The following is a 22,286-nucleotide window of genomic DNA, read 5'->3' on the forward strand; positions in this document are numbered from 1 at the left end:
CCTCAATCCGAGCATCGCCAACAGAATCACATCCCAACGCCAAACAACCAATCAAAAGCGAGTCATCCACCTCAAAAGATGTGTGCATCCCCTAGCCCACTTTGTGGGGGCGAGGAACCCAGGGTTTCCAAGGCCGTGCCATCGGTAGTTAGCGTTTTCCTCGCCCCCATGAAATGGGGAGAGGTGGCCGCGCAGCGGCCGGAGAGGGGGCTGGCGCTGCCATGTACGATTTGCCCTCAGGCGGCTCCCTGGCGGCTGTCTATCATGGCGCGGCGCGCTGAACGGCGCCACTCGACGGCGCCGGCAAGGCCGTGCAGCACCGTCTCGGTGGTCGCCCAGTCGATGCAGCCATCGGTGATGCTCTGGCCATACACCAACGGCTTGCCGGGCACGACATCCTGCCGACCGGCGACGAGATTGCTCTCGATCATCACGCCGATAATGCGCTCGTCCCCCGCCGCGACCTGGCCCGCGACATCGGCCGCCACCTTGGGCTGGTTGTCGGGCTTCTTGGCTGAGTTGGCGTGGCTGACATCGATCATCAAACGGGGCGCGACACCGATGCGGGCAAGCTCCGTGCTAGCGGCTTCGACGCTGGCCGCGTCATAATTCGGCTGAACGCCGCCGCGCAGGATGACGTGGCAGTCCTCGTTGCCGGTGGTCGTCGCGATACCGCTGCGCCCGCCCTTGGTCACCGCCATGAAATGATGCGGCTGGGCGGCGGATTTCACCGCCTCGGCGGCGATCCGCAGATTGCCGTCGGTGCCGTTCTTGAAGCCGACCGGGCAGGACAGGCCGGAGGCAAGCTCGCGGTGGATCTGGCTCTCGGTGGTGCGCGCGCCGATCGCGCCCCAGGCAACGAGGTCGGCAATGTATTGCGGCGTGGTCATGTCGAGGAATTCGGTCGCTGCCGGCAGGCCGAGATTGTTGACGGCGGAGAGCACGTTGCGCGCCATCCGCAGTCCCTTGTCGATGTTGAAGCTGCCGTCGAGGTCGGGATCGTTGATCAGGCCTTTCCAGCCGACCGTCGTGCGCGGCTTTTCGAAATAGACCCGCATCACGATCTCCAGCCGGTCCGACAGGCTCTCGCGCAACGCCGCCAGACGGCTGGCATAGTCCACGGCGGCGACCGGATCGTGGATAGAACACGGCCCGACGATGACCAGCAGCCGATCGTCGGTACCGTTCAAAATAGCGTGGATGGCGTTGCGTGAAGCGCTGACAGTACGCGTCGCCGTCAGCGTGCGCGGTATCTCCCGCATCACCTGGTCCGGCGTACTCAATTCCCTGATTTCCTTGACCCGAAGATCATCTGTGGTGGTCAACACGGCTTTCTGCTCCTGTTTGGGGAACCTGCCGGCTGAAACAAAAAAGCCGCCAGGTATGGCGGCTGTTTGGATCTTGTTGCTGCAATCTTCAGATCGAGCGCAATCCTCCCGCCGCCAGCGAGCTCCTAAAGTACCAATACGTGGCGGTCAGGTTGATCATGCGGCTCATATAGTCGAAGCGGAAGCGCTTGTCACGTGCTTGATTGGCCTACCAGCGCGGATCAGGCCATTCGACGTTATCCCACTCCAGAAGGTCTCCAGGTGACAGAAGATTCTTCTCGCCACGTTGAAGGCGGTATGTGTAGAGGGTTTCGTACAGGGGTTCGAAACTTGATAGTAGGTCCAGAAAATGCCGCCTCCGCTCGGATTTTGACCATGAGCAGAAAATTGCGGTACGGCTCCAGAGACCATCGAAAACATTGCGGTATGCTGGATCCAGCCGCTGCCAATGCGCGACTGCTTCAGCGCCAAGCGCTGCGAAATCCTCCTTGAGAGCCTCCTCGATTACGGCTTCCAGAGCATAGACAATGGCCTGGGTTTTTGCGGTGTGTTCGAGATACGCCAGCGATACCCTCAGCATCCTTTGCTGAAGAAGAATAACGGGCCACAGCGCCTGGACACCATAACGGATGCCCATTTCCTCATGATCTGAGGGCGGGTGTAGAATCTCGCGTTGGCGTTCGTAGGCCTTCCGGACATCGTAGGCTAGACTTAAGAACAGGCCTTCCCTGTCCTTAATAAGCGGCGACCGGTCATTGACCTCATGCACGACCGTGTGGAGCCATTGAAGAGATGTATAGTCACCAACCAGAAGAATGCCGGCGTGATTTTTCAGTAAGCGATATGAAAGCAAACGCACCCTCCTGTCTCAGCCGGCTTTCTAGACATGCTGCACCGAGCGGCTCATTCAGTCCAGGGATCGAAGAGTCCAATCCCAAAGCCTTCGAAATCCTTCGTGTTGCGCGTTGCCAAGGTGAGTTCCCGCGCAATCGCCGTGGCTGCGATCAGGCCGTCCATCGACGACAGGCCGCGACCGTGGCGCTTCGCAAAGCCCATCAGGTCGCCCCAGGCCAAGGCAACTGGTTCGTCCACCGGAAGGACCCTCTGCTCGAAGCGCTGCGGCAGGTCCCGAGCGAGCCACTCGGCCAGTGCCTCACGTTTCCGGCCCTCATCCATGAGGGCGACGCCACGCCGGATCTCGGCGATCGACACGACGCTGATGAATGAGCGGTCCTCATCGAGCCTGTCCAGCCAGTCCAGAACGCGTGCGTCCGGCGCCGGCCTTGTCACCTCGGACAGGACATTCATGTCGAGCAGAAGCCTCACAGCGGCAGATCGCGCGGTTCGTCGCGCTGACGCTCCAGGTCGAGATCGGCGCCGCGCAGCGGCGACTCCAACAGGAACTCCGCAAGCGTACCCTTGCGCGCGGTCTTCCGCTGCCATTCCTCGGCCGAGACGACAACCACGCTTGGTTTGCCGTTTCTGGTGATCGTCTGCGGCGAAGACTGCGCGCGCTCGATAACCTCCGAGAGCCGGGCTTTTGCCCCGGCGACCGTCCAGTTGGTATTCTCTTTGGGCGCAGACAGCATTGCGATCTCCATGACCAGTCTGACTATCTTGACTATATGGGAATGGCGATGCGGCGGCAACAGGGCGCGGGTGACGGGCGTTCCCGCTGGACTTGCCCGCTGCTATTCCGGCGACGACCCCGCAATACTCTGGTCGTAGTCGACCAGCGATCCGGTCATGACGCCTGACTGCGGGCTCACCATGTAGCTGATCAGCCGAGCCAGTTGGTCCGGCTTCACCAGTTGGCCCATCGGCTGCGCGGCTTCGGCTTTTGCCAGCCAGTCGTCCGGGGCGTCGTGCCATTTCTTCTGGACGATGTCTTCGCCCTCGGTGTCCATCCAGCCGGGCAGCACCGCGTTGCAGCGGATGCGATTGTGCCGATGCGCATTGGCGACATTCTTGGTCAGCGTCATCAGCGCGCCCTTGCTGGTGGAATAAGCCGTCAGGAAAGACTGGCCGCAATGCGCCGACATGGACAGCACATTGACGATCGAGCCGGGCGCTTTTTTCTCCAGCAGATGCGCCACCACGCCCTGCATCAGGAAAAACGGTCCGCGCACATTGGTGTCGAAGATCTGGTCGAAAAGCTCTTTGCTGGTTTCGACCAGCGAACCACGCGCCGACGTCGCGGCGGCGTTGACCAGCGCGTTGATGGTGCCGAAATGCGAGATCGCTGTGGCGACCGCGCGCTTGCAGTCGGCCACATCAGAGACGTCGGCGCTGATGAAGATGGCGTCGACACCCAATTTCCTGAAATGGGCAACGGCCTTGTCGCCCTTCTCCTGCGAGCGGCCGATGAGCGCCAGCGCCCGGCAGCCTTCGTCGGCCAGCGCTTCGGCGACGGCGAAGCCGATGCCTTGCGCACCGCCGGTGACGATGGCGCGCGTCTTTGAATTGCGATCGGCTAATGCGCTCATCGCTCTGCTCCTGTCTGGATGTCTTACTTTGCCGTGTCCAAGCGAACGGTCTTGCCTGTGGTCGCCGACTTCAGCGCCGCATCCGCCAGCTTCAACGCCACCAGTCCGTCCGCCCCGCTCGGCGCGGCCTTCTTGCCCGACGTCGCCGCTGCGATGAAGGCAGCGATCTCATTGGCATAGGCGTCAAGATAGCGCGTCATGAAGAAGTCATGCAGCGGCGGGCGCGTGTAGCCCTTCTCGTTGGCCAGTTCGATCGACACCGGCCGCTGGTTCTCGGCCGCGACCATGCCTTTCGAGCCGTGCACCTCGATGCGCTGGTCGTAGCCATAGGTGGCACGGCGCGAGTTGGAGATGACGGCCTGCTTGCCGGATGCGGTTTCGAGTATGACGCTGACCGAGTCGAAATCGCCGGCCGCGCCGATCTTCTTGTCGACCAGCACCGAGGCATGCGCGCTGACCGCCACCGGCTCCTCGCCGAGCAGGAAGCGCGCCATGTCGAAATCGTGGATGGTCATGTCGCGAAAAATGCCGCCCGAGCGCTTGATGTAGTCGATCGGCGGTGCACCCGGATCGCGCGACGTGATGGTGACCATCTCGACGGTGCCGATGGCGCCATCATCGATCGCCTTGCGCACGGCGGCGAAATGCGGGTCGAAGCGCCTGTTGAAGCCGACCATCAACGTCGCCTTGGTCTTCTCGACCACGGCCAGGCACTTCTCGACGCGCTTGACGTTGAGATCGATCGGCTTCTCGCAGAAGATCGCCTTGCCGGCCTTGGCGAAACGCTCGATCAGATCGGCATGGGTGTCAGTCGGCGTGCAGATGACGACGGCGTCGATATCCCCGGATTTCTCGATGGCGTCGATGCTGCGAACTTCGGCACCATAGGCGTTCGCCAGTTCAGTTGCCGCCTTCTCGAACGCATCGGCGACAGCAACCAGTTTGGCCTGCGGATTGGAGCCGACGGCGCGGGCGTGGACCTTGCCGATGCGGCCGGCACCGAGGAGGGCGAAGCGAACAGTCATGAGTATTTCCTCTAGGGGGATGGGTTAGAGAGAGTTGTGTCCGCACCTTCCTTAGGAGGAAGGTGGCGAGGTTATTTCAAGCACGCATATCGCCCCAAAACAGGGTGATCACCCTGTTTAGGCCGCGAGTTCCGCCTCGCCGGTCTTGGCGCCGGTGATGTAGGAGACGATATCGTTTCCGTCGGTGTTCTCCTTGCGCAGATTGGCGACGATGCGGCCGCGCCGGAACACGACGATGCGGTCGCAAAGGTCGAACACCTGGCGCATATTGTGGCTGATCAGGATCAGCGGCTCGCCATTGTCCTTCAGGGTGCGGACGATGTTTTCGACCTGCGCCGTCTCCTGCACGCCAAGGGCGGCGGTAGGCTCGTCCATGATGATCAGCTTGGAGGCAAAGGTCGCCGTCCGGGCGATCGCCACGCACTGGCGCTGGCCGCCCGACATGTGGCGGATGGTGTTGGACAGATTGGGGATCTTCACCGCCGTGCGGACCAGTGCCGCCTCGGTCGCCTTGCGCATGTATTTTCGATCGAGGATCGAGAACGGGCCGAGATTGAACAGCACCTTTTCGCGGCCGAGGAACAGGTTCGACGGCACGTCGAGATCGTCGGCCAGCGCAAGGTTCTGGAACACGGTTTCGATGCCCGCCTCGCGTGCCTCGATCGGGCCGGTAAAGTTCACTTCCTTGCCGTCGAACCAGATCTGACCGCTGGTACGCTGCTCGACACCGGTGATCTGGCGCACGAAGGTCGACTTGCCGGCGCCGTTGTCGCCCATGATGGCGACATGCTCGCCCTTGCGTAGTTCGAAGTTAGCGCCTTCGAGCGCATGCACGCCGCCATAGCGCTTGGTCAGGTTTTCGGTCTTCAGGACGATGTCTGACATGGTCAAGCCCTCATTGCCCGCAGGCGTTGGCGCCACTGGTCGAGAACCACCGCACCGACGATGATCACGCCCTTGACCATCTCCTGGTAGTAGGCGTCGAGGCGCAGGAAGGTGAAGCCGGAGATGATGACGCCGAAGATCAGCGAGCCGATCACCGTGCCGATGATCGAGCCGCGGCCGCCCGACAGCGAGACGCCGCCGATGACCGCCATGGCGATGGCGTCGAGTTCATACATCACGCCCATGCCGGACTGTGCGGTCAGGTTCTTGGAACTCAATACCACGGCGGCGAGCGCGGCAAGTATACCGGCGATGACGTAGACCAGGATCTTGTGGTTGGCGATCTTGATGCCGGACATGCGCGCGGCGTCCTCGTTGGAGCCGATCGCGTAGCAATGCTTGCCGTACCTGGTGTAGGTCATGATCAGCTGGAACAGCACCGCCAGCGACAGGAAGATGATGACGGGCATCAGGCCTTTGCCGATGGCCGCGAAACCCTCGGTGGGAAACGAAATCGGCTGGCCCTTGGACCACCATTTGGCGATGCCGCGTGCGGTCACCATCATGCCGAGCGTGGCGATGAAAGGCGGAATGCGCGTATAGGCAATCAACGCGCCGTTGACCAAGCCGGCAAATAGGCCGCAGCCGATCGCGACCAGCACCGGCACGATCACGGGCAGATCGGTCCAGCCTTGCGCCAGGAACATCGCCTTGGGGTTGGGATTGCCGTTAACGGTCGCCACCTGGGCAAAACTCATGGCGATCATCGCGGTCGCGCCGACGATCGAACCCGAGGACAGGTCGATGCCGCCGGTGATGATCACTTGCGTCACGCCGATGGCGATGATGCCGACGATCGACACCTGCAGGATGATGATCTGTAGCCGTGCCTCGTTGAAGATCGCACTGACGTCGCTGCGGGTGTTGAACAGGAAGCTGTCGCCAAGAAAGACGCGGCCGATCAATTCGAAGATGACGACGAGAATGATGAGCGCCAGGAAAACATTGAATTCGGCCGGCCATGTGCGCTTCTTCGCGTCATAGCTGACCCCGCCGACGCCATGAGATGTCTGTGCCAATCTTCTATCCTCCGTCAGCCGCGGTCGTCCCTTGCTGCCTTGCCGGCGCTGAGGGAAAGAGGAGCGGCGCTGTGAGAGCGCCGCTCCGTATGCGTGCGGCTCAGTTCTTCTTCAGGAACTTGTCGATGTTCGCCGGCGTCACCAGCTGGAAGGGGACGTAGACCTTGTGTTCGACCTTCTCGCCCTTGGAGAGCTTAAGCGCCGCATCCAGCGCACCGGCGCCCTGGCCGGCCGCATCCTGGAACACGGTTGCGTCGAGGTCGCCCGCCTGCATGGCGGCAAGCGCGTCCTGGGTGGCATCGACGCCGCCGACCACGACCGTCTTCATGTCGATGTTGGCGGCCTTCATCGCCTGGATGGCGCCGATGGCGCTTTCATCATTGTTGGCGATCACACCATCGAACGGCTTGCCGGTCGACAGCCAGTTGGTCATCAGGTTCTGGGCCTCGTCGCGATTCCAGTTCGACGTCTGCTTGTCGATGATCTTGATGAAGCTGCAGTCCGGCGTCGCGATCACCTCTTCGATGTCCTTGGTGCGCTGCACGGCGGCCTGGTTGGAGAGTTCACCCATGATCACATAGACATTGGCTTCCTTCTTGCCGGCGTCCTTGAACAGGCGGCAGACTTCCTTGGTCTCCAGCGTGCCGGAATCGGCTTCGTTCGAGGCGACGAAGGCCTGGTTGTCGGGCAGTGTGTCGACATTGACCGGCTCGCGATTGACGTAAACCAGCGGAATCTTGGCCGCGGCGGCTGCATCCGACATCGCCTGCGTGGCCGAGGTGTCGACCGGGTTGACGATGATCGCGTCGACGCCCGAAGCGGCGAAGTTCTTGATCTGATCAAGCTGCTTGGCGACGTCGTTCTGCGCGTCCTCGACCTGCAGCTCGACGCCGCTCATGCCCTTGGCCTGCTCGATCATGCCGTTGCGCAGCACGGTCAGGAAGTTGTCGTCGAACTTGGCCATTGACACGCCAACCTTGGCGGCAAAAGCGGATGAACTCATCAGCGCCGCGAAAGCGACGCCCAAAATTAGTTTCTTCATTGTCTTTCTCCTCCACATGCTGGTGTCCGGTTTCACCGATTTATCCGGAATCCCCGATCTCCCCGGGGAATCTCTCCCTGCTGTCGTTTCTGTCCCGGGTGACGCCTTGCCGTTTGCTGGAACGCCAAACCCAGATGTTCCGGAACGAAAGAACCAAAATACACAGTTGGTGAAATATTTATTCCATTTTGCTGTGAGGCGTCAAGGAGATTCCAAAACCGGGTGGAGGAATTTCGGATGATGGGCACCCACCACTTCGTCATCCTCGGGTCTGCGCCGCGTCGCTGCGCTCCTTGCTCCGCCCGTGGATGACGAAGTTTAGGCGCCTCAGCCGATCTTTGAACGTCAGAGCCCTAAATGTTCTCCGGCAAATAAATATCGAACGGCAGGAAGGTCTGGCCGGGCGCGTTGGCGGCGCCCGTCTCGATGGCGTGCGCCATCAGGTCGACCAGTTCGCGGCACAGGGCCGCCAACGGCGTCGAGATCACCATCGTCAGGATGCCATCCGCCAAGGCGGAGCGCGATGTCGCGTTGATCTCGTTGCAGACGACTGCGGGCATCTCGGCCGGCTTTGCCTGCCTGAGTGCCGCGACCGCGCCTTCCATGCCGCCGCCGGCGACATAGCAGCCTACGAGATCGGGGTGGCGGCCGAGCAGATCGAGCAGCGTATCCTGGGTAATCTCGTTGGCCTCGAGATTGACCAAAGTCTCGAGCAAGGTGAATTCCGGCGCCTGTTCACGAAAGAACGAGCGAAAGCCGATCTCGCGCAGTTCGTGGCCATGGAAGCGGTGGCTGCCGACGAACAACGCAACCTTGCCCGGCCGCTTCGCCGCCTTCGAGATCATCCAGGCCGCGCTGCGGCCGACCTTGCGGTTGTCGAGGCCGACATAGCCTTCGCGGATGCCGGCGGCGAAGTCGGACAGCAGGGAAAACACCGGCAGCCCTTTCGCCTTCATTTCCTCGACGGCGACCGTCAGCGTCGGATGATCCGGCCCGACCAAAGCGACGGCCCTGCACTTGGTCGCCAGCCTGCGCGCGCGCTCGACGATTTCGTCTGCGGCGAGCGAATCCGCAAAATCGATCATGGCGACGCCGCGGAACCGCGGCGATTGCGACACGGCGCGTTCAAGCTCGCGGGCGAACTCGCTGTAGAAGACGTAATTGCCCTTGAGCAGCAGGAATCCGAGCCGATACTCGGGCAATTCATGGCGCATCCGCTGCTTGATCAGCCCTGCCGCGTGATAACCGATCTCGGTCGCCGCCTCGTAGACGCGGCGCGCCGTGTCCTCGCGCACCGGCAGGCGGCTGTTGAGCACGCGGTCCACCGTGGCAACACTGACACCGGAGATGCGCGCCAGGTCTGATATGGTCGGCCGTTTCGCCATGCTTGCCTCATTGGAGTGTTGGGCTTTTCCTACATCATCCTGATAGAAAATGATAGAAACTATCTTTATGATGTTGAGTCTATCATGGTCTGGCGCTATTTTTCAGACTCGAAGCCACTGGATTTCAGGCATTCGCCCTGGCGAATGCCTTGCCGAGGGAGGCAATCATGTCCACTGCGCCGTCCCGGCGTGACTACAGCCTGATCGGCCGCGACGCCAAGCTCGCCGTCGAGACCGGCCTGTCGGCGGCCGAGTGGTATCACACCGAGATTCCGCGCAAGCAGATGAAGGAGCTGATGCAGCGCTCCGACGGGCCGGCGATCCGCGATACCATTATCTGGCTAGCCGCCCTGATTGTCAGTGGCGGCGGCGGCGTCTGGTTCTGGGGCAGCTGGTGGTGCGTGCCGTTCTTCTTCGTCTATGGCGTCCTCTACGGCTCATCCACCGATTCACGCTGGCATGAATGCGGTCATGGCACCGCCTTCCGGACGCAGTGGATGAATGATGTGGTCTATCAGATCGCCTGCTTCATGATCATGCGCAATCCGGTGACCTGGCGCTGGAGCCACACGCGCCACCACACCGACACCATCATCGTCGGCCGCGACCCGGAAATCTCGGTTATGCGCCCGCCTGATCTGCTTCGCGCCATGCTGGGCTTCGTCGGCGTGCTCGACGCCTGGCATGCGATGAGCGATATGCTGCGCAACGCCGCCGGCAACATCAGCGCGGCGGAAAAGACCTTCATTCCCGAGCAGGAACAGCCAAGGGCGATCCGCATCGCCCGCATCTGGACGGCGATCTATGCCGCCACCATCGCGCTGGCGTTCTACGCCGGTTCGTTCCTGCCGCTGATGCTGGTTGGCCTGCCTAGGCTCTATGGCGCCTGGCATCACGTCATGGTCGGCCTGCTTCAACATGGCGGCCTGGCCGACAATGTCACCGATCATCGGCTCAACAGCCGCACCGTCTACATGAACCCGATCAGCCGCTTCATCTACTGGAACATGAACTACCATGTCGAGCATCACATGTTTCCGATGGTGCCCTACCATGCGCTGCCGAAGCTGCACGAATTGATTAAGCACGATCTGCCGGCGCCGACACCGTCGATCCTGGCCGGCTACCGCGAGATGATCCCGGTCTTCCTGCGCCAGCTGCGCAACGAGGACTATTTCCTCAAGCGCGAGTTGCCGCCGACCGCACGGCCATATCGCGAAGAATTCCACAACGATGCCATCGCGGCTGCTGCGGAATGATTGCTCGGTCGTCCGGATTTCCAGGCGAGCCCCGATTTTTGAGGAGGACTGAATGAGCGACTGGGTCGAGGCCTGCACCACCGGCGACATAGACGAGGAGGATGTGATGCGCTTCGACCATGGCGGCCGCACCTTCGCCATCTATCGCAGCCCCGACGACGAGTTCTTCGCCACCGACGGCCTCTGCACGCATGAAAAGGTGCATCTGGCCGAGGGGCTGGTGATGGACGACATCATCGAATGCCCCAAGCACAATGGCCGTTTCAACTACAAGACGGGTGATGCCCGCGGCGCGCCGGTCTGCGTCAACCTGAAGACCTATCCGGTCAAGGTCGACGCCGGCAAAGTCCTGATCCAGATTGGATAACTGAGATGGCGCGGGGAATGGTCATCATCGGCGCCGGCGAATGCGGTGGGCGAGCAGCGTTGGCACTGCGTGATCTCGGTTACGACGGGCCGGTGACGCTGGTCGGCGATGAGCCGCATCTGCCCTACGAGCGCCCGCCGCTGTCCAAGGACGCGATGGCCAGCGAGGCGCCCGAGATCAAGGCGATCGCCAGCGACGCAATTCTGGCCGAGAAATCGATCCGGCATATCCATTCCGTTCAGGCCGTGGCGATCGATCGCGCGGCGCATATGGTGCGCCTGTCGGACGGTTCGGTCCTGCCTTATGACAAGCTCCTGCTGGCGACCGGTTCGACGCCGCGCAAGCTGCCGATGGTGGGACTGGGTCGGCGCTGCGTTTATCTCCGCACCTTCGTCGATGCGCTTGCCATTCGCGCGCATCTCAAGGCAGGCAATCGTATCGCCATCATCGGCGGCGGCTTCATCGGCCTCGAACTCGCCGCCGCGGCACGCAAGCTCGGAGCGTCGGTCACCGTCGTCGAGGCGCAGCCGCGCATCCTGATGCGCGGCGTGCCGGCCGAGATCGCCCAAATCATTCATGATGCGCATGTCGCCGAGGGCGTGAAGATCCTGTGCGGCGACGGCATCGCGTCCGTCGCCGACGATGGCAACGAGGTGCGCATTGCGCTTGCCGGCGGACAGGACATATCAGCCGACCTCGCCGTCATCGGCATCGGCGCCGTGCCGGTGACCGGGCTTGCGGCCGAAGCGGGGCTGACGATCGACAACGGTATCGCTGTCGATGCCGAGCTGCGCAGCAGCGATCCCGATATCTTTGCCGCCGGCGATTGCTGCTCGTTTCCGCTCGCCGTCTATGGCGGTCGCCGCGTGCGGCTGGAAGCCTGGCGCAACGCCCAGGAACAAGGCGCGCTGGCGGCGAAAAACATGCTCGGCGCCGGCGAGGCGCATGCTGCGGTGCCGTGGTTCTGGTCGGATCAATATGGTCTGTCCCTGCAGATCGCGGGCCTCTCGGACGAGGGCCGCAGCATCGTGCGGCGCGATCTCGGCGACGGAGCCTTCATCCTCTTCCATCTGGCCGAGGACGGCAGGCTGGTGGCCGCCAGCGGCATCGGCCCCGGCAACGCGGTCGCCCGCGACATCCGGCTGGCCGAAATGCTGATCGGCAAACGAGCGAAACCGACGCCGGAAGCGCTGGGATCGCAAACCGTCAAGCTGAAGTCGTTGCTGGCGGCTTGAGCTCGCGAAGAATGGAGGGCCGAGGCCCTAAAACAGCGCCTTCAGCTCCGCCAATTTGTCGTTGACCAGCCAGCCATAATAATTCTCTTCCGGCAGCTTCTCCGGCTCGCCGGCGGCGCGGCGCCTGTCGTTCTCCGCTTTCAGCGCATAGGCGCGCTGCTCCGGATTGCCGACATTGTAGAGCGTGGCGGTCAGCCCCGGATTGCCCGAAATATCGAAGCCGGCAATGCTCTTGTAGGCGTCGATCGATTTTTTGATCGTCGCGGCGACGTAAGGCAGCGTCAGGTCGGGATCCATGATGGTCTTGTAGACCGAGTTGGGATCGGCGACATCGAGTTCTGGCAGGCCGGAAACCTTGTGCACCAGGTCGCTCATCTGCAGGGCGGTCAGCGGATTGAGCTGGCCGAGGCCGAAGGTCTGGCCGGCATAATAGGGCTGGAAGAAGGTGGCGCCGAAGCGGTCGTCTGGAAAGCTTGTCCCGCCGACGCTCTTGCCGCGAAACGAATGGTTCCACACCTGCTCACGGCATTCCCACAGATCATAGCTGTCCGAGACGCCAGCGCATTTCTTGAATTCCGGCCGCTGCACGAAATCAGTGACGTCCTCGCCGTCATAAGCGAAGGACAGCTTGCTCGACAGGTAAGAGATCGCCTTGACGTAATAAGTCTGCAGCCGGTCGTAGGCGTCGACATTATAGGTGTGCTCGCCGACGATGGCGCCGACGATGTGCAGGGGATCAATGCCGTAGGTGGCCGCTGTCTTCTTGATCTTACCGCGCAGATCGGCGTCGTTCTGCAGCAGGGCGTAGACCTTGCGGTATTTCGCCTGGAAGGTGGTGTTGGTCGCCTGCGTGCGCCGGCTTGAAGCGCCGGGAATGTCCGGCTGTACGGCATTGCGGTTTCCCGCCGGCACCAATGTCGCCGCTTCAGTGGCGAACAGCGTCGCCGCCAGCGTCAAGCCGAGAATGAGCAGGATCAGTTTTTTCATGCGCCGCCGCCTAAGCAATTCCAGGAAAAGTGTGAAACGGTTTTCCGTCCGGAATTGCGTCAAACAAAGAGATGGAATGGTTCACCGTCTCCGGGAAACGGTGAACTGCCCTAGAGAATTGCCGCGCAAACTAGGTAAAGCTCTTGATTGAGTCGAGAGCACCCCTTCACCCGGCAATACGAAAGGTGGCCAGATGGTACCATCTGGCCACACATGATTCTATTTGCCGGAATCTGTTGCTTAAGCCGGCGCCGGAATGACCCGGCGCCGTCGTTTAAAGGATGAATCGCGACAAATCTGTGTTTCGCGACAGATCGCCGACATGCTTTTCCACATAGGCGGCGTCGATGGTGACGCTCGTGCCGTTGCGGTCCGGCGCGTCGTAGGAGATTTCGTCCAGCACCCGCTCCATCACCGTCTGCAACCGCCTTGCGCCGATGTTCTCGACGCTGGCGTTGAGGTCGACGGCGATGCCGGCCAGCGAATCGATGGCGTCGTCGGTGAAGGTCAGGTCGACGCCTTCTGTCTTCATCAGCGCGATATACTGCTTGATCAGGCTCGCTTCGGTCTCGGTCAGGATGCGGACGAAATCATCCTTCTCCAGCGCGCGCAACTCGACGCGGATCGGCAGGCGGCCCTGCAATTCCGGCAGCAGGTCGGACGGCTTCGAGACGTGGAACGCACCCGAGGCGATGAACAGGATGTGGTCGGTCTTCAACGGTCCGTATTTGGTCGCCACCGTCGTGCCCTCGATCAGCGGCAACAAGTCGCGCTGCACGCCTTCGCGAGAAACGCCGGCGCCCATGCCGCCTTCGCGCGACGCGATCTTGTCGATCTCATCGAGGAAGACGATGCCGTCATTTTCCGTCGCATCGAGCGCCCGGCGCACCACCTCATCCTGGTCGAGCAGCTTGTCGGACTCATCGTTGACCAGCAGCGCGTAGGATTCCTTCACCGTCGTCTTGCGCGCCTTGGTCTTCTTGCCGCCCATCGCCTTCGACAGCATGTCGTTGATGTTGAGCACGCCGATGTTGGCGCCCGGCATGCCGGGAATCTCGAAGCCGGGCATGCCGCCAGTGCCGGTGTCGGCGACTTCGATCTCGATCTCCTTGTCGTCGAGCTCACCGTCGCGCAGCTTCTTGCGGAAGCTATCGCGGGTGGCCGGGCTCGCCGTCTTGCCGACAAGCGATTCCAGCACGCGTTCCTCGGCGTTGATATGGGCGCGCGCCTTGACGTCCTCGCGCATCTTCTCGCGCACCAGGCCGATGGCGATCTCGACCAGGTCGCGGATGATCTGCTCGACATCGCGGCCGACATAACCGACTTCGGTGAATTTGGTCGCCTCGACCTTGACGAAAGGCGCACCGGCCAGCCGCGCCAGGCGGCGCGAAATCTCGGTCTTGCCGACGCCCGTCGGCCCGATCATCAGGATGTTCTTCGGCATCACCTCCTCGCGCATCTGGCCTTCCAGCTGCTGGCGGCGCCAGCGGTTGCGCAAGGCGATGGCCACGGCGCGCTTGGCGTCCTTCTGGCCGATGATGAAGCGGTCGAGTTCGGAAACGATTTCGCGAGGAGAAAATGTAGTCATATCATTAAATTCCACTTTGCCACTGCTTGATGGCCTCTAACGGATGCAGCAGCATGATCACGTTGAGTGTCAGATTGTCCCGGATCAGATAACCGGTGCCCAATTCGAAAACGACGGCGAGACTGACGATCACCCATATAGGTAGGGTTCGCGCCATCACAAATCCCAGCACCATGGCCAGTGTGTCGGACACCGAATTGATGATGCTGTCGCCGTAATAGTCGAGCGAGATGGTGCCGGCGCGGTAGCGGTCGATGATGAAGGGGCTGTTCTCGACCAGCTCCCAGCCGCCTTCGATGAGGACGGCAAATGCCAGCCTCAGTCCGATCGGTGAGCGTGGAAACAAAAACCGCGCCAAGGCATAGAACAGGAAGCCGTGGATGAAATGCGATGGCGTGTACCAGTCCGAAATATGCTGGGAATTCTCCGAACTCTGCACGACGCCATGCCAGAGCTTGACGTAGCCGCAGGTGCAGATCGGTGTCCGTCCCATCAAATAAAGCGTGACGGCCTGGACGATGATCAGCCCAAGCACGATGAGCAGCCCCATCCGCCAGCTGTTTTCGTAGGCCGAGAGGTTTTTGTCCTCGCCGGATGCTTTCATGCCCTCATTTCCCCTCATGCCCGTCGTGCTCTTCGGTCATCACAGCCGCTACGCCTTCAGCGGCGGCAGCCAGCGGATTACGGCCGCCGGCAAAGTTGGCTTGACGACAATTCGCCGGATACGCTGCCAGCCCGCCCCGAAAAGGATGATCAACGCGCCGACAACGACCAAGATCAAGGCAAAAGGCGGAATGCCAGTCGAATGGGAGGCGGAGTTGACCAGATAGTAGATGCCCAGCGAGCCGAAATAGGCCAATGTGGGAACCAACAGCGAACGGCGGTCTATGGCGAGCGCGACATAAACGAAGCCAAGGATCAGGATCGTCAGCATGATGGTCGCATTGGCGTCGGGCGCGATATGTCCGAATGCGACGTTCTGGCCAGTTGCCATGATAAACAGCGGATGCACCAGCATGGGCGCCGATACGACATGCAGCCAGAACGCACAATCTGACCAGATCTTGCGTCGATCTCGGTCGTGGATGTCGAAAGCCACGGCCGTCGAGAATACGATCAGGCCGCAGATCAGCGGCATGTAGAGTGCCGCGCGGAGCAATTCGGGAACATCCTCGAGGCTTGGCGGCGCAACCGCGCCTGTCGTCAGGCCGTCGTACAGGATTATCGCCGTTTGCAGGAAAGCAAGCAGTGTGAAGGCGATGGCGATGACCCCGGCAAGGACGGGGACGCGAAAGCGCCAGAAATAGATTACCGCCGCCGCTATTCCCCCGCCGAGAAACAGATATCCGGCCCGGGAAGCCGTCTGGCGCAACGCCAATAGCTGCCAGATGGTTTCCGGCATGCGGATGTCAAAGCTGGCCCTAACTCGCAGCGCCAGCGCGACCAGAATGGCGACTATGAAGATCAGGGCAAGCACGGAAGAAGACAATTTCATCCGATGCTGACGCGTGACAATTTCGGCCAGCGCCCAGGTGAAAACCGCAAGAATGCCGGCAATCCAGAACGTCTGACCAGGAAGCATGGTGATGAGGACGAAGAAAATACCGGCGTTGAGCAGAACAGTCCCGACGGTGATGAAGAGATCATTGCCGCCGCCGACCAGTCGCAGGTTTTCCTCGTCACCCTCATCATCGACGTGCTGGGCCTCAGCCGCGACCGCGCGTTCCATGGCCTCAAGTTGATCCCGCAGCGTCTGCGAAATCAGACCCGAGGCGATTGCCTTGTCGAGTGTTTCCGCGCGGATCAATCGGGCTCCTGTGGCGCGTCGCGCGCCATCATCAATGCTGGCCCGTATTCCGATATTCTGGTGTCAAAGGCAACAAAGCCAGCCTTTTCATAGGCGCGGATAGCCCGCCCGTTGGCGGGGTCCGGGTCTATGATGACGCGCGGCACGCCTTCCTCGAACAGCTGTTCGACGAACTGGCGCACGATTGCCGAGCCATGGCCGAGCCCGAGCAGCTCCGGCCGGCCGATCGACAGGTCGATGCCGAGCGTGCCGAACGGCTGGTCGGCATAGGGATGGTCGTCTTCCATGTGCGGATCGTAGCTCTGCAGATAGGCGATCGGCTCGCCGTCGAGTTCGACGATCAGCGGCTCGACGGAAATGCTATCGATGTGCTCGCGAATCTCGGCGATTTCCGTTTCGGGATCGTCCCACCACTCCGCGACATGCGGCTCGGCGAGCCAGCCGGCAATCATCGGCAGGTCTTTCTCGGTCACCGGCCGAAAATCATACCTATCTTCTTGTTCAACCATGATCTTTCCCGAAAACCGGTTTCCACTTTTCGGGATCATGATTGGCGGCCGGGTCAGCCGGCATCGAGCGTTTCGATGACGAAATTATTGTTGGTGTAGACGCAGATGTCGGATGCGATCTGCATCGCCTTGCGGGCGATCTCCTCTGCATCCTTGTCGCTGTCCATCAGGGCGCGTGCCGCGGCCAGCGCGTAGTTGCCGCCCGAACCGATGGCCATGACGCCGTGTTCGGGCTCGAGCACGTCGCCGGTGCCGGTCAGCGCCAGCGAGACCGACTTGTCGGCAACCAGCATCATCGCTTCCAGCCGGCGCAGATAGCGGTCGGTGCGCCAGTCCTTGGCGAGTTCGACGCAGGCGCGCGTCAGCTGGTCGGGATATTGTTCGAGCTTGGCTTCGAGCCGCTCCAGAAGGGTGAAGGCATCGGCCGTGGCGCCGGCGAAACCGGCGATCACATTGCCGTCCTTGCCGATGCGGCGCACCTTTTTGGCGTTGCCCTTCATGATGGTCTGGCCAAGGCTGACCTGGCCATCGCCGGCGATCACCACCTTGTTGCCCTTGCGCACCGTCACGATGGTCGTGGCGTGCATGGTCAGTTCATTCGACATTTCCTGGCTCCGAGCAGCGCTATCCCAAAAGGCGATTGGCGCGGTACGAGTGACTTGATCGGCCATATGTATGCATGGGCCCGGTGATTGCAAACCGCTCGATACCCGACCGGGATGGCAACTGGCAATCGCCGGATCATGCTGCTAGAAGGCTCTCGTTTTCAAGCCGGTGAAGGCTTGGAACGCGTGAAAACCCTGGGACAAGGACAAGGTCATGTCGCCCCGTTCCGCCGAAGCCAGCCGCAAGACCAAGGAAACCGATATCGCGGTATCGGTCCATGTCGACGGCTCGGGCAAATCAGACATTTCGACGGGCGTCGGCTTCTTCGATCATATGCTGGACCAGCTTTCCCGCCACTCGCTGATCGACATGACGGTCAGGGCCAAGGGCGACCTGCACATCGACGACCACCACACGGTCGAGGATACCGGCATCGCGCTCGGCCAGGCGCTGGCCAAGGCACTCGGCGAACGGCGCGGCATCATGCGCTATGCCTCGATCGACCTTGCCATGGACGAGACGCTGACGCGTGCGGCGATCGACGTGTCCGGCCGTCCCTTCCTGGTCTGGAACGTTTCCTTCTCGTCGCCGAAGATCGGCATGTTCGACACCGAACTGGTGCGCGAGTTCTTCCAGGCGCTGGCGCAGAATGCCGGCATCACGCTGCATGTCACCAATCATTACGGCGCCAATAACCACCACATCGCCGAGACCTGCTTCAAGGCGGTGGCGCGTGCGCTGCGCACGGCACTCGAACGCGATCCGCGCCAGCCGGACGCGGTACCCTCCACCAAGGGATCTTTGAAGGGATAGCGTCATGGCCGCCTATGTCGTCATGGAACCGCCCGGCCGCGGTGAGAAAGCCGATACAACGGCCTTTGTGCGCGATGGCTTCGCCTGGCTCGGCTTTCTGGTGCCGCCGCTATGGCTCGCCTGGCACCGGCTGTGGATCGAAGCAGCCCTCGCCTTCGTCATCATGGGCCTGCTTTCGATGCTCGGCGAAAAGCTCGGTCTTGGGCTGGCCGACTCGCTGCTGTCGCTGCTGGTTTCGCTCTATGTCGGATTGGAAGGACAGGCGCTGCGCATATCGGCACTTCGCCGGCGCGGCTGGCACGAATGGGGCGTGGTCGAGGCCGGATGGCTCGATGATGCCGATACGCGCTATGCGCTCGAGACGGATGCGCTTGCCGATGAGGCTGCCCCGGTGCAACGCATGGTCCCGGACGCTGCTCGCGCGCGGCCCGCGCAGCCGGGCATGGCGTTGGGGCTGACCCACATTCCGGGAAGACGCTGACATGCGGGTTGCCATCATCGATTACGGTTCGGGCAATCTGCGCTCGGCCACCAAGGCTTTCGAGCGCGCCGCGCGGGAAGCCGGCATATCAGCGGACATCGACCTGACCGCCGATGCCGAACGGGTGCGTACCGCTGATCGCATCGTCCTGCCCGGCGTCGGCGCCTACGCCGACTGCGCGGCCGGCTTGCATACCGTAGAAGGCATGTGGGAAGCGGTGGAAGAAGTCGCGATCGGCAAAGGCCGGCCCTTCCTCGGCATCTGCGTCGGCATGCAGCTGATGTCGCAGCGTGGCCTCGAAAAGACAATTACCAACGGCTTTGGCTGGATATCAGGCGACGTCAAGGAGATCACGCCCGCCGATCCGGCGCTGAAAATCCCGCAGATCGGCTGGAACACGATCGAACTCAAACGCCGGCATCCGCTGTTTGCCGGCATTCCGACCGGGCCGGACGGGCTGCACGCCTATTTCGTCCATTCCTACCATCTCGATGCGCGCAGGGCGGACGAGGTTCTGGCGGTCACCGACTATGGCGGCCCGGTGACGGCCACCGTTGCCCGTGACAATCTCGTCGGCACGCAGTTCCACCCTGAAAAGAGCCAGGCGCTCGGCCTGGCGCTGATCACCAACTTCCTGCGCTGGAGGCCCTAGAGCATGATCCCGAAAAGTGGCCCCCGGTTTTCTCGGACAAACGGTTCCCGTTTGTCCCGAGATCATGCTCAAGCGAAGGGATAACTCATGAGCAAGAAGGGCTACTGGATGGCGATGGTCGATGTCCGCGATCCCGATGTGTACAAGCAGTACATCGAGGCGAATGCCGTCGCCTTTGCGAAATACGGCGCGAAATTCCCAGTGCGCGCCGGTCGCTACGAGAATCCCGAAGGACCGACCGGCAATCGTCACGTGCTGGTCGAGTTCGATTCCTACGACAAGGCGGTCGAATGCTATCATTCGCCGGAATATCAGCACGCCTCGAAGTTTCGGCTTGCCGCCTCATCAGGCCATTTCGTCATCGTTGAAGGCGCCTGAACGGATGATCCTTTTCCCCGCCATCGACCTCAAGGACGGCCAATGCGTGCGCCTCAAGCACGGCGACATGGCCACCGCGACCATCTACAATGACGACCCGGCGGCCCAGGCCAAAGCCTTCGAGCAGCAGGGCTTCGAATGGCTGCATGTCGTCGACCTCAATGGCGCCTTCCAGGGCCAGAGCGTCAACAGTGCGGCGGTCGGCGCCATCCTCAAGGCGACGAAGAATCCGGTCCAGCTCGGCGGCGGCATCCGCACGCTGGCGCAGATCGAGGACTGGCTCGATCGCGGGCTGGCCCGCGTCATCCTCGGCACGGTGGCGGTGCGCGATCCCGATCTGGTCAAGCAGGCTTGCAAGGCATTCCCGGGCCAGGTGGCCGTCGGCATCGACGCCAAGGGCGGCAAGGTCGCCGTCGAGGGCTGGGCCGAGGCATCGAGCCTCGGCGTCATCGAACTGGCGAAGAAATTCGAAGGCGCCGGCGTCGCTGCCATCATCTACACCGACATCGACCGTGACGGCGTCCTGACCGGCATCAACTGGGATGCCACCATCGGCCTCGCCGACGCCGTGTCGATCCCGGTCATCGCGTCGGGCGGCCTCGCCTCGATCGCCGACATCGTGCGCATGACCATGCCCGATGCGCAAAAGCTCGAAGGCGCCATCTCCGGCCGCGCGCTCTATGACGGCCGCATCGATCCGGCCGAGGCTCTTGCGATCCTGCAGGGCAAGGCGGAGACGCGGACGTGAACATCTCCATTATCCTGGCCTCCTACGACAGCGGCCATTACCATGGCGGCATGGGCCAGGGTCCGGATGCGCTGATATCAGGCGGGCTCGTCGACGCTCTGACGATGGCCGGCCACGATGTGATGGTCGAGGATATTGGCAAGGTTGGAGATGCCCAGGAGCGCGAAATCGCCACCGGCTTTGCTGTCTGCAACGCGGTTGCGACCGAGGTTCGCCTTGCCCGGGACGCCGGTCGGTTTCCCATCGTCCTTGCCGGAAACTGCCTGACCAGCGCCGGCGCGGTCGCCGGCGAGGACGCCGATGCGATCATCTGGGCCGACCAGCACGGCGACCTCAACACGCCCGAGACATCCACATACGGCTTTCTCGACGGCATGGCGCTGGCGACGGTGCTTGGCCTGTGTTGGCGCCCGATGGCGGCGGCCATCCCCGGCTTCAAGCCGATCGATCCCTCACGCTGCGTGCTCGTCAACGCGCGCGATCTCGATCCGGCGGAAAAGCAACTCCTCGAGACATTGCCGATAATCCGGACGGAATGCCCTGGAGTGGCCCAGGCGACCGAAAGACTGAAGGTCGCCGGTGCCAAACGCGTGCACATGCATCTCGACATGGACGTGCACGATCCCGGGGAGTTGCAGGCTAACCGCTATATCGCGTCTGGCGGGCCGAGCCCGGAACAGTTGCGCGACGCCACTTGCGCCATGGCGCTTGCGGTGCCTGTCGTCGGCATCACTGTTTCCGCCTACGATCCGGCCTTCGACGCGCAGGGCGATGTCCCGCCGCTGGTCGGTCAGTTGCTCAACGATCTCATCGCCACGATAGAGGGCCGCTGATGCTCAAAGCCCGTGTCATCCCCTGCCTCGACGTCAAGAACGGTCGCGTCGTCAAGGGCGTCAACTTCGTCGATCTCATCGACGCCGGCGATCCAGTCGAGGCGGCCAAGGCCTATGACGCGGCCGGCGCCGACGAACTCTGCTTTCTCGACATCACCGCTTCGTCGGACAATCGCGAGACCATCTTCGACATCGTCGCCCGCACCGCCGAACAATGCTTCATGCCGCTGACCGTCGGCGGCGGCGTGCGCCAGGTCGCCGACATCAGGAAGCTGCTGCTGGCCGGCGCCGACAAGGTGTCGATCAACACGGCGGCGGTGAAGACCCCGGATTTCGTCGCCGAGGCGGCCGACAAGTTCGGCAACCAGTGCATCGTCGTCGCCATCGACGCCAAGAACGTGTCCGGCACCGGCGAGGCCGATCGCTGGGAGATCTTCACCCATGGCGGGCGCGAGAAGACCGGCATCGACGCGGTCGAATTCGCTCGGCTGATGGTCGATCGCGGCGCCGGCGAGATCCTGCTGACGTCGATGGACCGAGACGGCACCAAGGCCGGCTACGACATCGCGCTGACCCGCGCCATTGCCGACGCGGTGCGGGCGCCGGTGATCGCTTCCGGCGGGGTCGGCACACTCGATCACATGGTCGAAGGCATTCGCGATGGCCATGCCGGCGCCGTGCTTGCGGCCTCCATCTTCCATTTCGGCACCTATACGATAGCGCAGGCCAAGGCGCATATGGCCGCCGCGGGGCTGCCGATGCGGCTGGACTCCCTCGGCAATCGGTCTTAAAG

At 62.2% G+C, this 22,286-nt stretch carries 26 protein-coding genes; 10 read left to right on the forward strand and 16 right to left on the reverse strand.

Translation table 11 applies throughout. The annotated features are described in order from the left end of the window. Positions 1 to 236 precede the first annotated feature (236 nt). The 10 genes from NKI38_RS05005 to NKI38_RS05050 all read right to left on the reverse strand — a co-directional run bounded on the left by NKI38_RS05005 (position 237) and on the right by NKI38_RS05050 (position 9,230). Positions 237 to 1,328: a 3-deoxy-7-phosphoheptulonate synthase gene (locus tag NKI38_RS05005; RefSeq protein ID WP_352655289.1), complete on the reverse strand. Its 1,092-nt coding sequence runs from the start codon at positions 1,326 to 1,328 to the stop codon at positions 237 to 239. Between the two features lie 208 nt (positions 1,329 to 1,536). Then, positions 1,537 to 2,181, reverse strand: coding sequence for a DUF6904 family protein (locus NKI38_RS05010; protein WP_352655291.1), 645 nt, complete (start codon positions 2,179 to 2,181; stop codon positions 1,537 to 1,539). A gap of 50 nt (positions 2,182 to 2,231) precedes the next feature. Then, complete coding sequence (locus NKI38_RS05015; protein WP_352630591.1) at positions 2,232 to 2,654, reverse strand: type II toxin-antitoxin system VapC family toxin; 423 nt, start codon at positions 2,652 to 2,654, stop codon at positions 2,232 to 2,234. Continuing rightward, positions 2,651 to 2,917: a type II toxin-antitoxin system prevent-host-death family antitoxin gene (locus NKI38_RS05020; RefSeq protein ID WP_292454106.1), complete on the reverse strand. Its 267-nt coding sequence runs from the start codon at positions 2,915 to 2,917 to the stop codon at positions 2,651 to 2,653. Before NKI38_RS05020 ends, NKI38_RS05015 begins: the two co-directional genes overlap by 4 nt. 102 nt (positions 2,918 to 3,019) lie before the next feature. After that, complete coding sequence (locus NKI38_RS05025; protein ID WP_352655293.1) at positions 3,020 to 3,814, reverse strand: SDR family oxidoreductase; 795 nt, start codon at positions 3,812 to 3,814, stop codon at positions 3,020 to 3,022. Positions 3,815 to 3,837: 23 nt separating this feature from the next. Beyond that, positions 3,838 to 4,839, reverse strand: coding sequence for an inositol 2-dehydrogenase (gene iolG / locus NKI38_RS05030; protein WP_352655295.1), 1,002 nt, complete (start codon positions 4,837 to 4,839; stop codon positions 3,838 to 3,840). A 117-nt stretch (positions 4,840 to 4,956) separates the two neighbouring features. Further along, entirely contained in the window at positions 4,957 to 5,724 is a 768-nt protein-coding gene (locus tag NKI38_RS05035) for an ATP-binding cassette domain-containing protein (protein WP_023761106.1), read from the reverse strand. A 2-nt stretch (positions 5,725 to 5,726) separates the two neighbouring features. Next, complete coding sequence (locus NKI38_RS05040; RefSeq protein WP_352655297.1) at positions 5,727 to 6,803, reverse strand: ABC transporter permease; 1,077 nt, start codon at positions 6,801 to 6,803, stop codon at positions 5,727 to 5,729. A 100-nt stretch (positions 6,804 to 6,903) separates the two neighbouring features. After that, complete coding sequence (locus NKI38_RS05045) at positions 6,904 to 7,845, reverse strand: sugar ABC transporter substrate-binding protein (RefSeq protein WP_352655299.1); 942 nt, start codon at positions 7,843 to 7,845, stop codon at positions 6,904 to 6,906. A 353-nt stretch (positions 7,846 to 8,198) separates the two neighbouring features. Next, the gene (locus NKI38_RS05050; protein ID WP_352655301.1) at positions 8,199 to 9,230 is read right to left on the reverse strand and encodes a LacI family DNA-binding transcriptional regulator; all 1,032 of its coding nucleotides are present in this window, start codon (positions 9,228 to 9,230) and stop codon (positions 8,199 to 8,201) included. A 167-nt stretch (positions 9,231 to 9,397) separates the two neighbouring features. On the opposite strand from NKI38_RS05050, the gene NKI38_RS05055 reads away from it, so the two are divergent. From NKI38_RS05055 to NKI38_RS05065, 3 genes are read left to right on the forward strand one after another with little or no spacing between them, the layout of a single operon-like run. Further along, positions 9,398 to 10,489 carry a fatty acid desaturase family protein gene (locus NKI38_RS05055; RefSeq protein ID WP_352655303.1) on the forward strand — a complete coding sequence of 364 codons (1,092 nt, stop codon included), beginning with the start codon at positions 9,398 to 9,400 and terminating at the stop codon, positions 10,487 to 10,489. Between the two features lie 52 nt (positions 10,490 to 10,541). Then, a complete protein-coding gene (locus tag NKI38_RS05060; protein ID WP_352655305.1) occupies positions 10,542 to 10,856 on the forward strand; it encodes a MocE family 2Fe-2S type ferredoxin in 315 nt (104 codons plus the stop codon). 5 nt (positions 10,857 to 10,861) lie between these two features. After that, positions 10,862 to 12,091 (forward strand): NAD(P)/FAD-dependent oxidoreductase, encoded by a 1,230-nt coding sequence (locus tag NKI38_RS05065; protein ID WP_352655307.1) that lies wholly within the window; start codon positions 10,862 to 10,864, stop codon positions 12,089 to 12,091. A gap of 27 nt (positions 12,092 to 12,118) precedes the next feature. Here NKI38_RS05065 and NKI38_RS05070 read toward each other — a convergent pair whose 3' ends face one another. From NKI38_RS05070 to hslV, 6 genes are all read right to left on the reverse strand, one after another. Continuing rightward, on the reverse strand, positions 12,119 to 13,078 hold the full coding sequence (locus tag NKI38_RS05070; protein ID WP_352655309.1) for a DUF1402 family protein: 960 nt from the start codon (positions 13,076 to 13,078) through the stop codon (positions 12,119 to 12,121). Positions 13,079 to 13,352: 274 nt separating this feature from the next. Further along, positions 13,353 to 14,666, reverse strand: coding sequence for an ATP-dependent protease ATPase subunit HslU (gene hslU / locus NKI38_RS05075; protein WP_352655311.1), 1,314 nt, complete (start codon positions 14,664 to 14,666; stop codon positions 13,353 to 13,355). Between the two features lie 4 nt (positions 14,667 to 14,670). After that, a complete protein-coding gene (locus NKI38_RS05080) occupies positions 14,671 to 15,270 on the reverse strand; it encodes a DUF2585 domain-containing protein (protein WP_352655313.1) in 600 nt (199 codons plus the stop codon). Positions 15,271 to 15,318: 48 nt separating this feature from the next. Then, complete coding sequence (locus tag NKI38_RS05085; RefSeq protein WP_352655315.1) at positions 15,319 to 16,473, reverse strand: hypothetical protein; 1,155 nt, start codon at positions 16,471 to 16,473, stop codon at positions 15,319 to 15,321. Then, positions 16,470 to 16,982, reverse strand: coding sequence for a GNAT family N-acetyltransferase (locus NKI38_RS05090; RefSeq protein ID WP_352655317.1), 513 nt, complete (start codon positions 16,980 to 16,982; stop codon positions 16,470 to 16,472). The genes NKI38_RS05085 and NKI38_RS05090 overlap by 4 nt, the downstream gene beginning before the upstream one ends. Positions 16,983 to 17,035: 53 nt before the next feature. Next, positions 17,036 to 17,587, reverse strand: a complete 552-nt coding sequence (gene hslV / locus NKI38_RS05095; protein WP_352655319.1) for an ATP-dependent protease subunit HslV — start codon at positions 17,585 to 17,587, stop codon at positions 17,036 to 17,038. Between the two features lie 214 nt (positions 17,588 to 17,801). Between hslV and hisB the strand changes: the two genes are divergently transcribed. From hisB to hisF, 7 genes are all read left to right on the forward strand, one after another. Next, positions 17,802 to 18,401 carry an imidazoleglycerol-phosphate dehydratase HisB gene (hisB, locus tag NKI38_RS05100; protein ID WP_352655321.1) on the forward strand — a complete coding sequence of 200 codons (600 nt, stop codon included), beginning with the start codon at positions 17,802 to 17,804 and terminating at the stop codon, positions 18,399 to 18,401. A gap of 4 nt (positions 18,402 to 18,405) precedes the next feature. Then, on the forward strand, positions 18,406 to 18,882 hold the full coding sequence (locus tag NKI38_RS05105) for a DUF2628 domain-containing protein (RefSeq protein WP_352655323.1): 477 nt from the start codon (positions 18,406 to 18,408) through the stop codon (positions 18,880 to 18,882). A 1-nt stretch (position 18,883) separates the two neighbouring features. After that, on the forward strand, positions 18,884 to 19,534 hold the full coding sequence (hisH, locus tag NKI38_RS05110) for an imidazole glycerol phosphate synthase subunit HisH (protein WP_352655325.1): 651 nt from the start codon (positions 18,884 to 18,886) through the stop codon (positions 19,532 to 19,534). Between the two features lie 87 nt (positions 19,535 to 19,621). Further along, positions 19,622 to 19,912: a DUF1330 domain-containing protein gene (locus tag NKI38_RS05115; RefSeq protein WP_352655327.1), complete on the forward strand. Its 291-nt coding sequence runs from the start codon at positions 19,622 to 19,624 to the stop codon at positions 19,910 to 19,912. A 4-nt stretch (positions 19,913 to 19,916) separates the two neighbouring features. Next, positions 19,917 to 20,660 carry a 1-(5-phosphoribosyl)-5-[(5-phosphoribosylamino)methylideneamino]imidazole-4-carboxamide isomerase gene (gene hisA, locus NKI38_RS05120; protein WP_352655329.1) on the forward strand — a complete coding sequence of 248 codons (744 nt, stop codon included), beginning with the start codon at positions 19,917 to 19,919 and terminating at the stop codon, positions 20,658 to 20,660. Continuing rightward, entirely contained in the window at positions 20,657 to 21,493 is an 837-nt protein-coding gene (locus tag NKI38_RS05125; RefSeq protein ID WP_352655331.1) for an arginase family protein, read from the forward strand. Before hisA ends, NKI38_RS05125 begins: the two co-directional genes overlap by 4 nt. After that, positions 21,493 to 22,284 (forward strand): imidazole glycerol phosphate synthase subunit HisF, encoded by a 792-nt coding sequence (gene hisF / locus NKI38_RS05130; protein WP_352655333.1) that lies wholly within the window; start codon positions 21,493 to 21,495, stop codon positions 22,282 to 22,284. The genes NKI38_RS05125 and hisF overlap by 1 nt, the downstream gene beginning before the upstream one ends. The last annotated feature ends 2 nt before the right edge of the window (positions 22,285 to 22,286 follow it).

This window comes from Mesorhizobium sp. M0621, assembly GCF_040320745.1.
Taxonomy (GTDB): Bacteria; Pseudomonadota; Alphaproteobacteria; order Rhizobiales; family Rhizobiaceae; genus Mesorhizobium.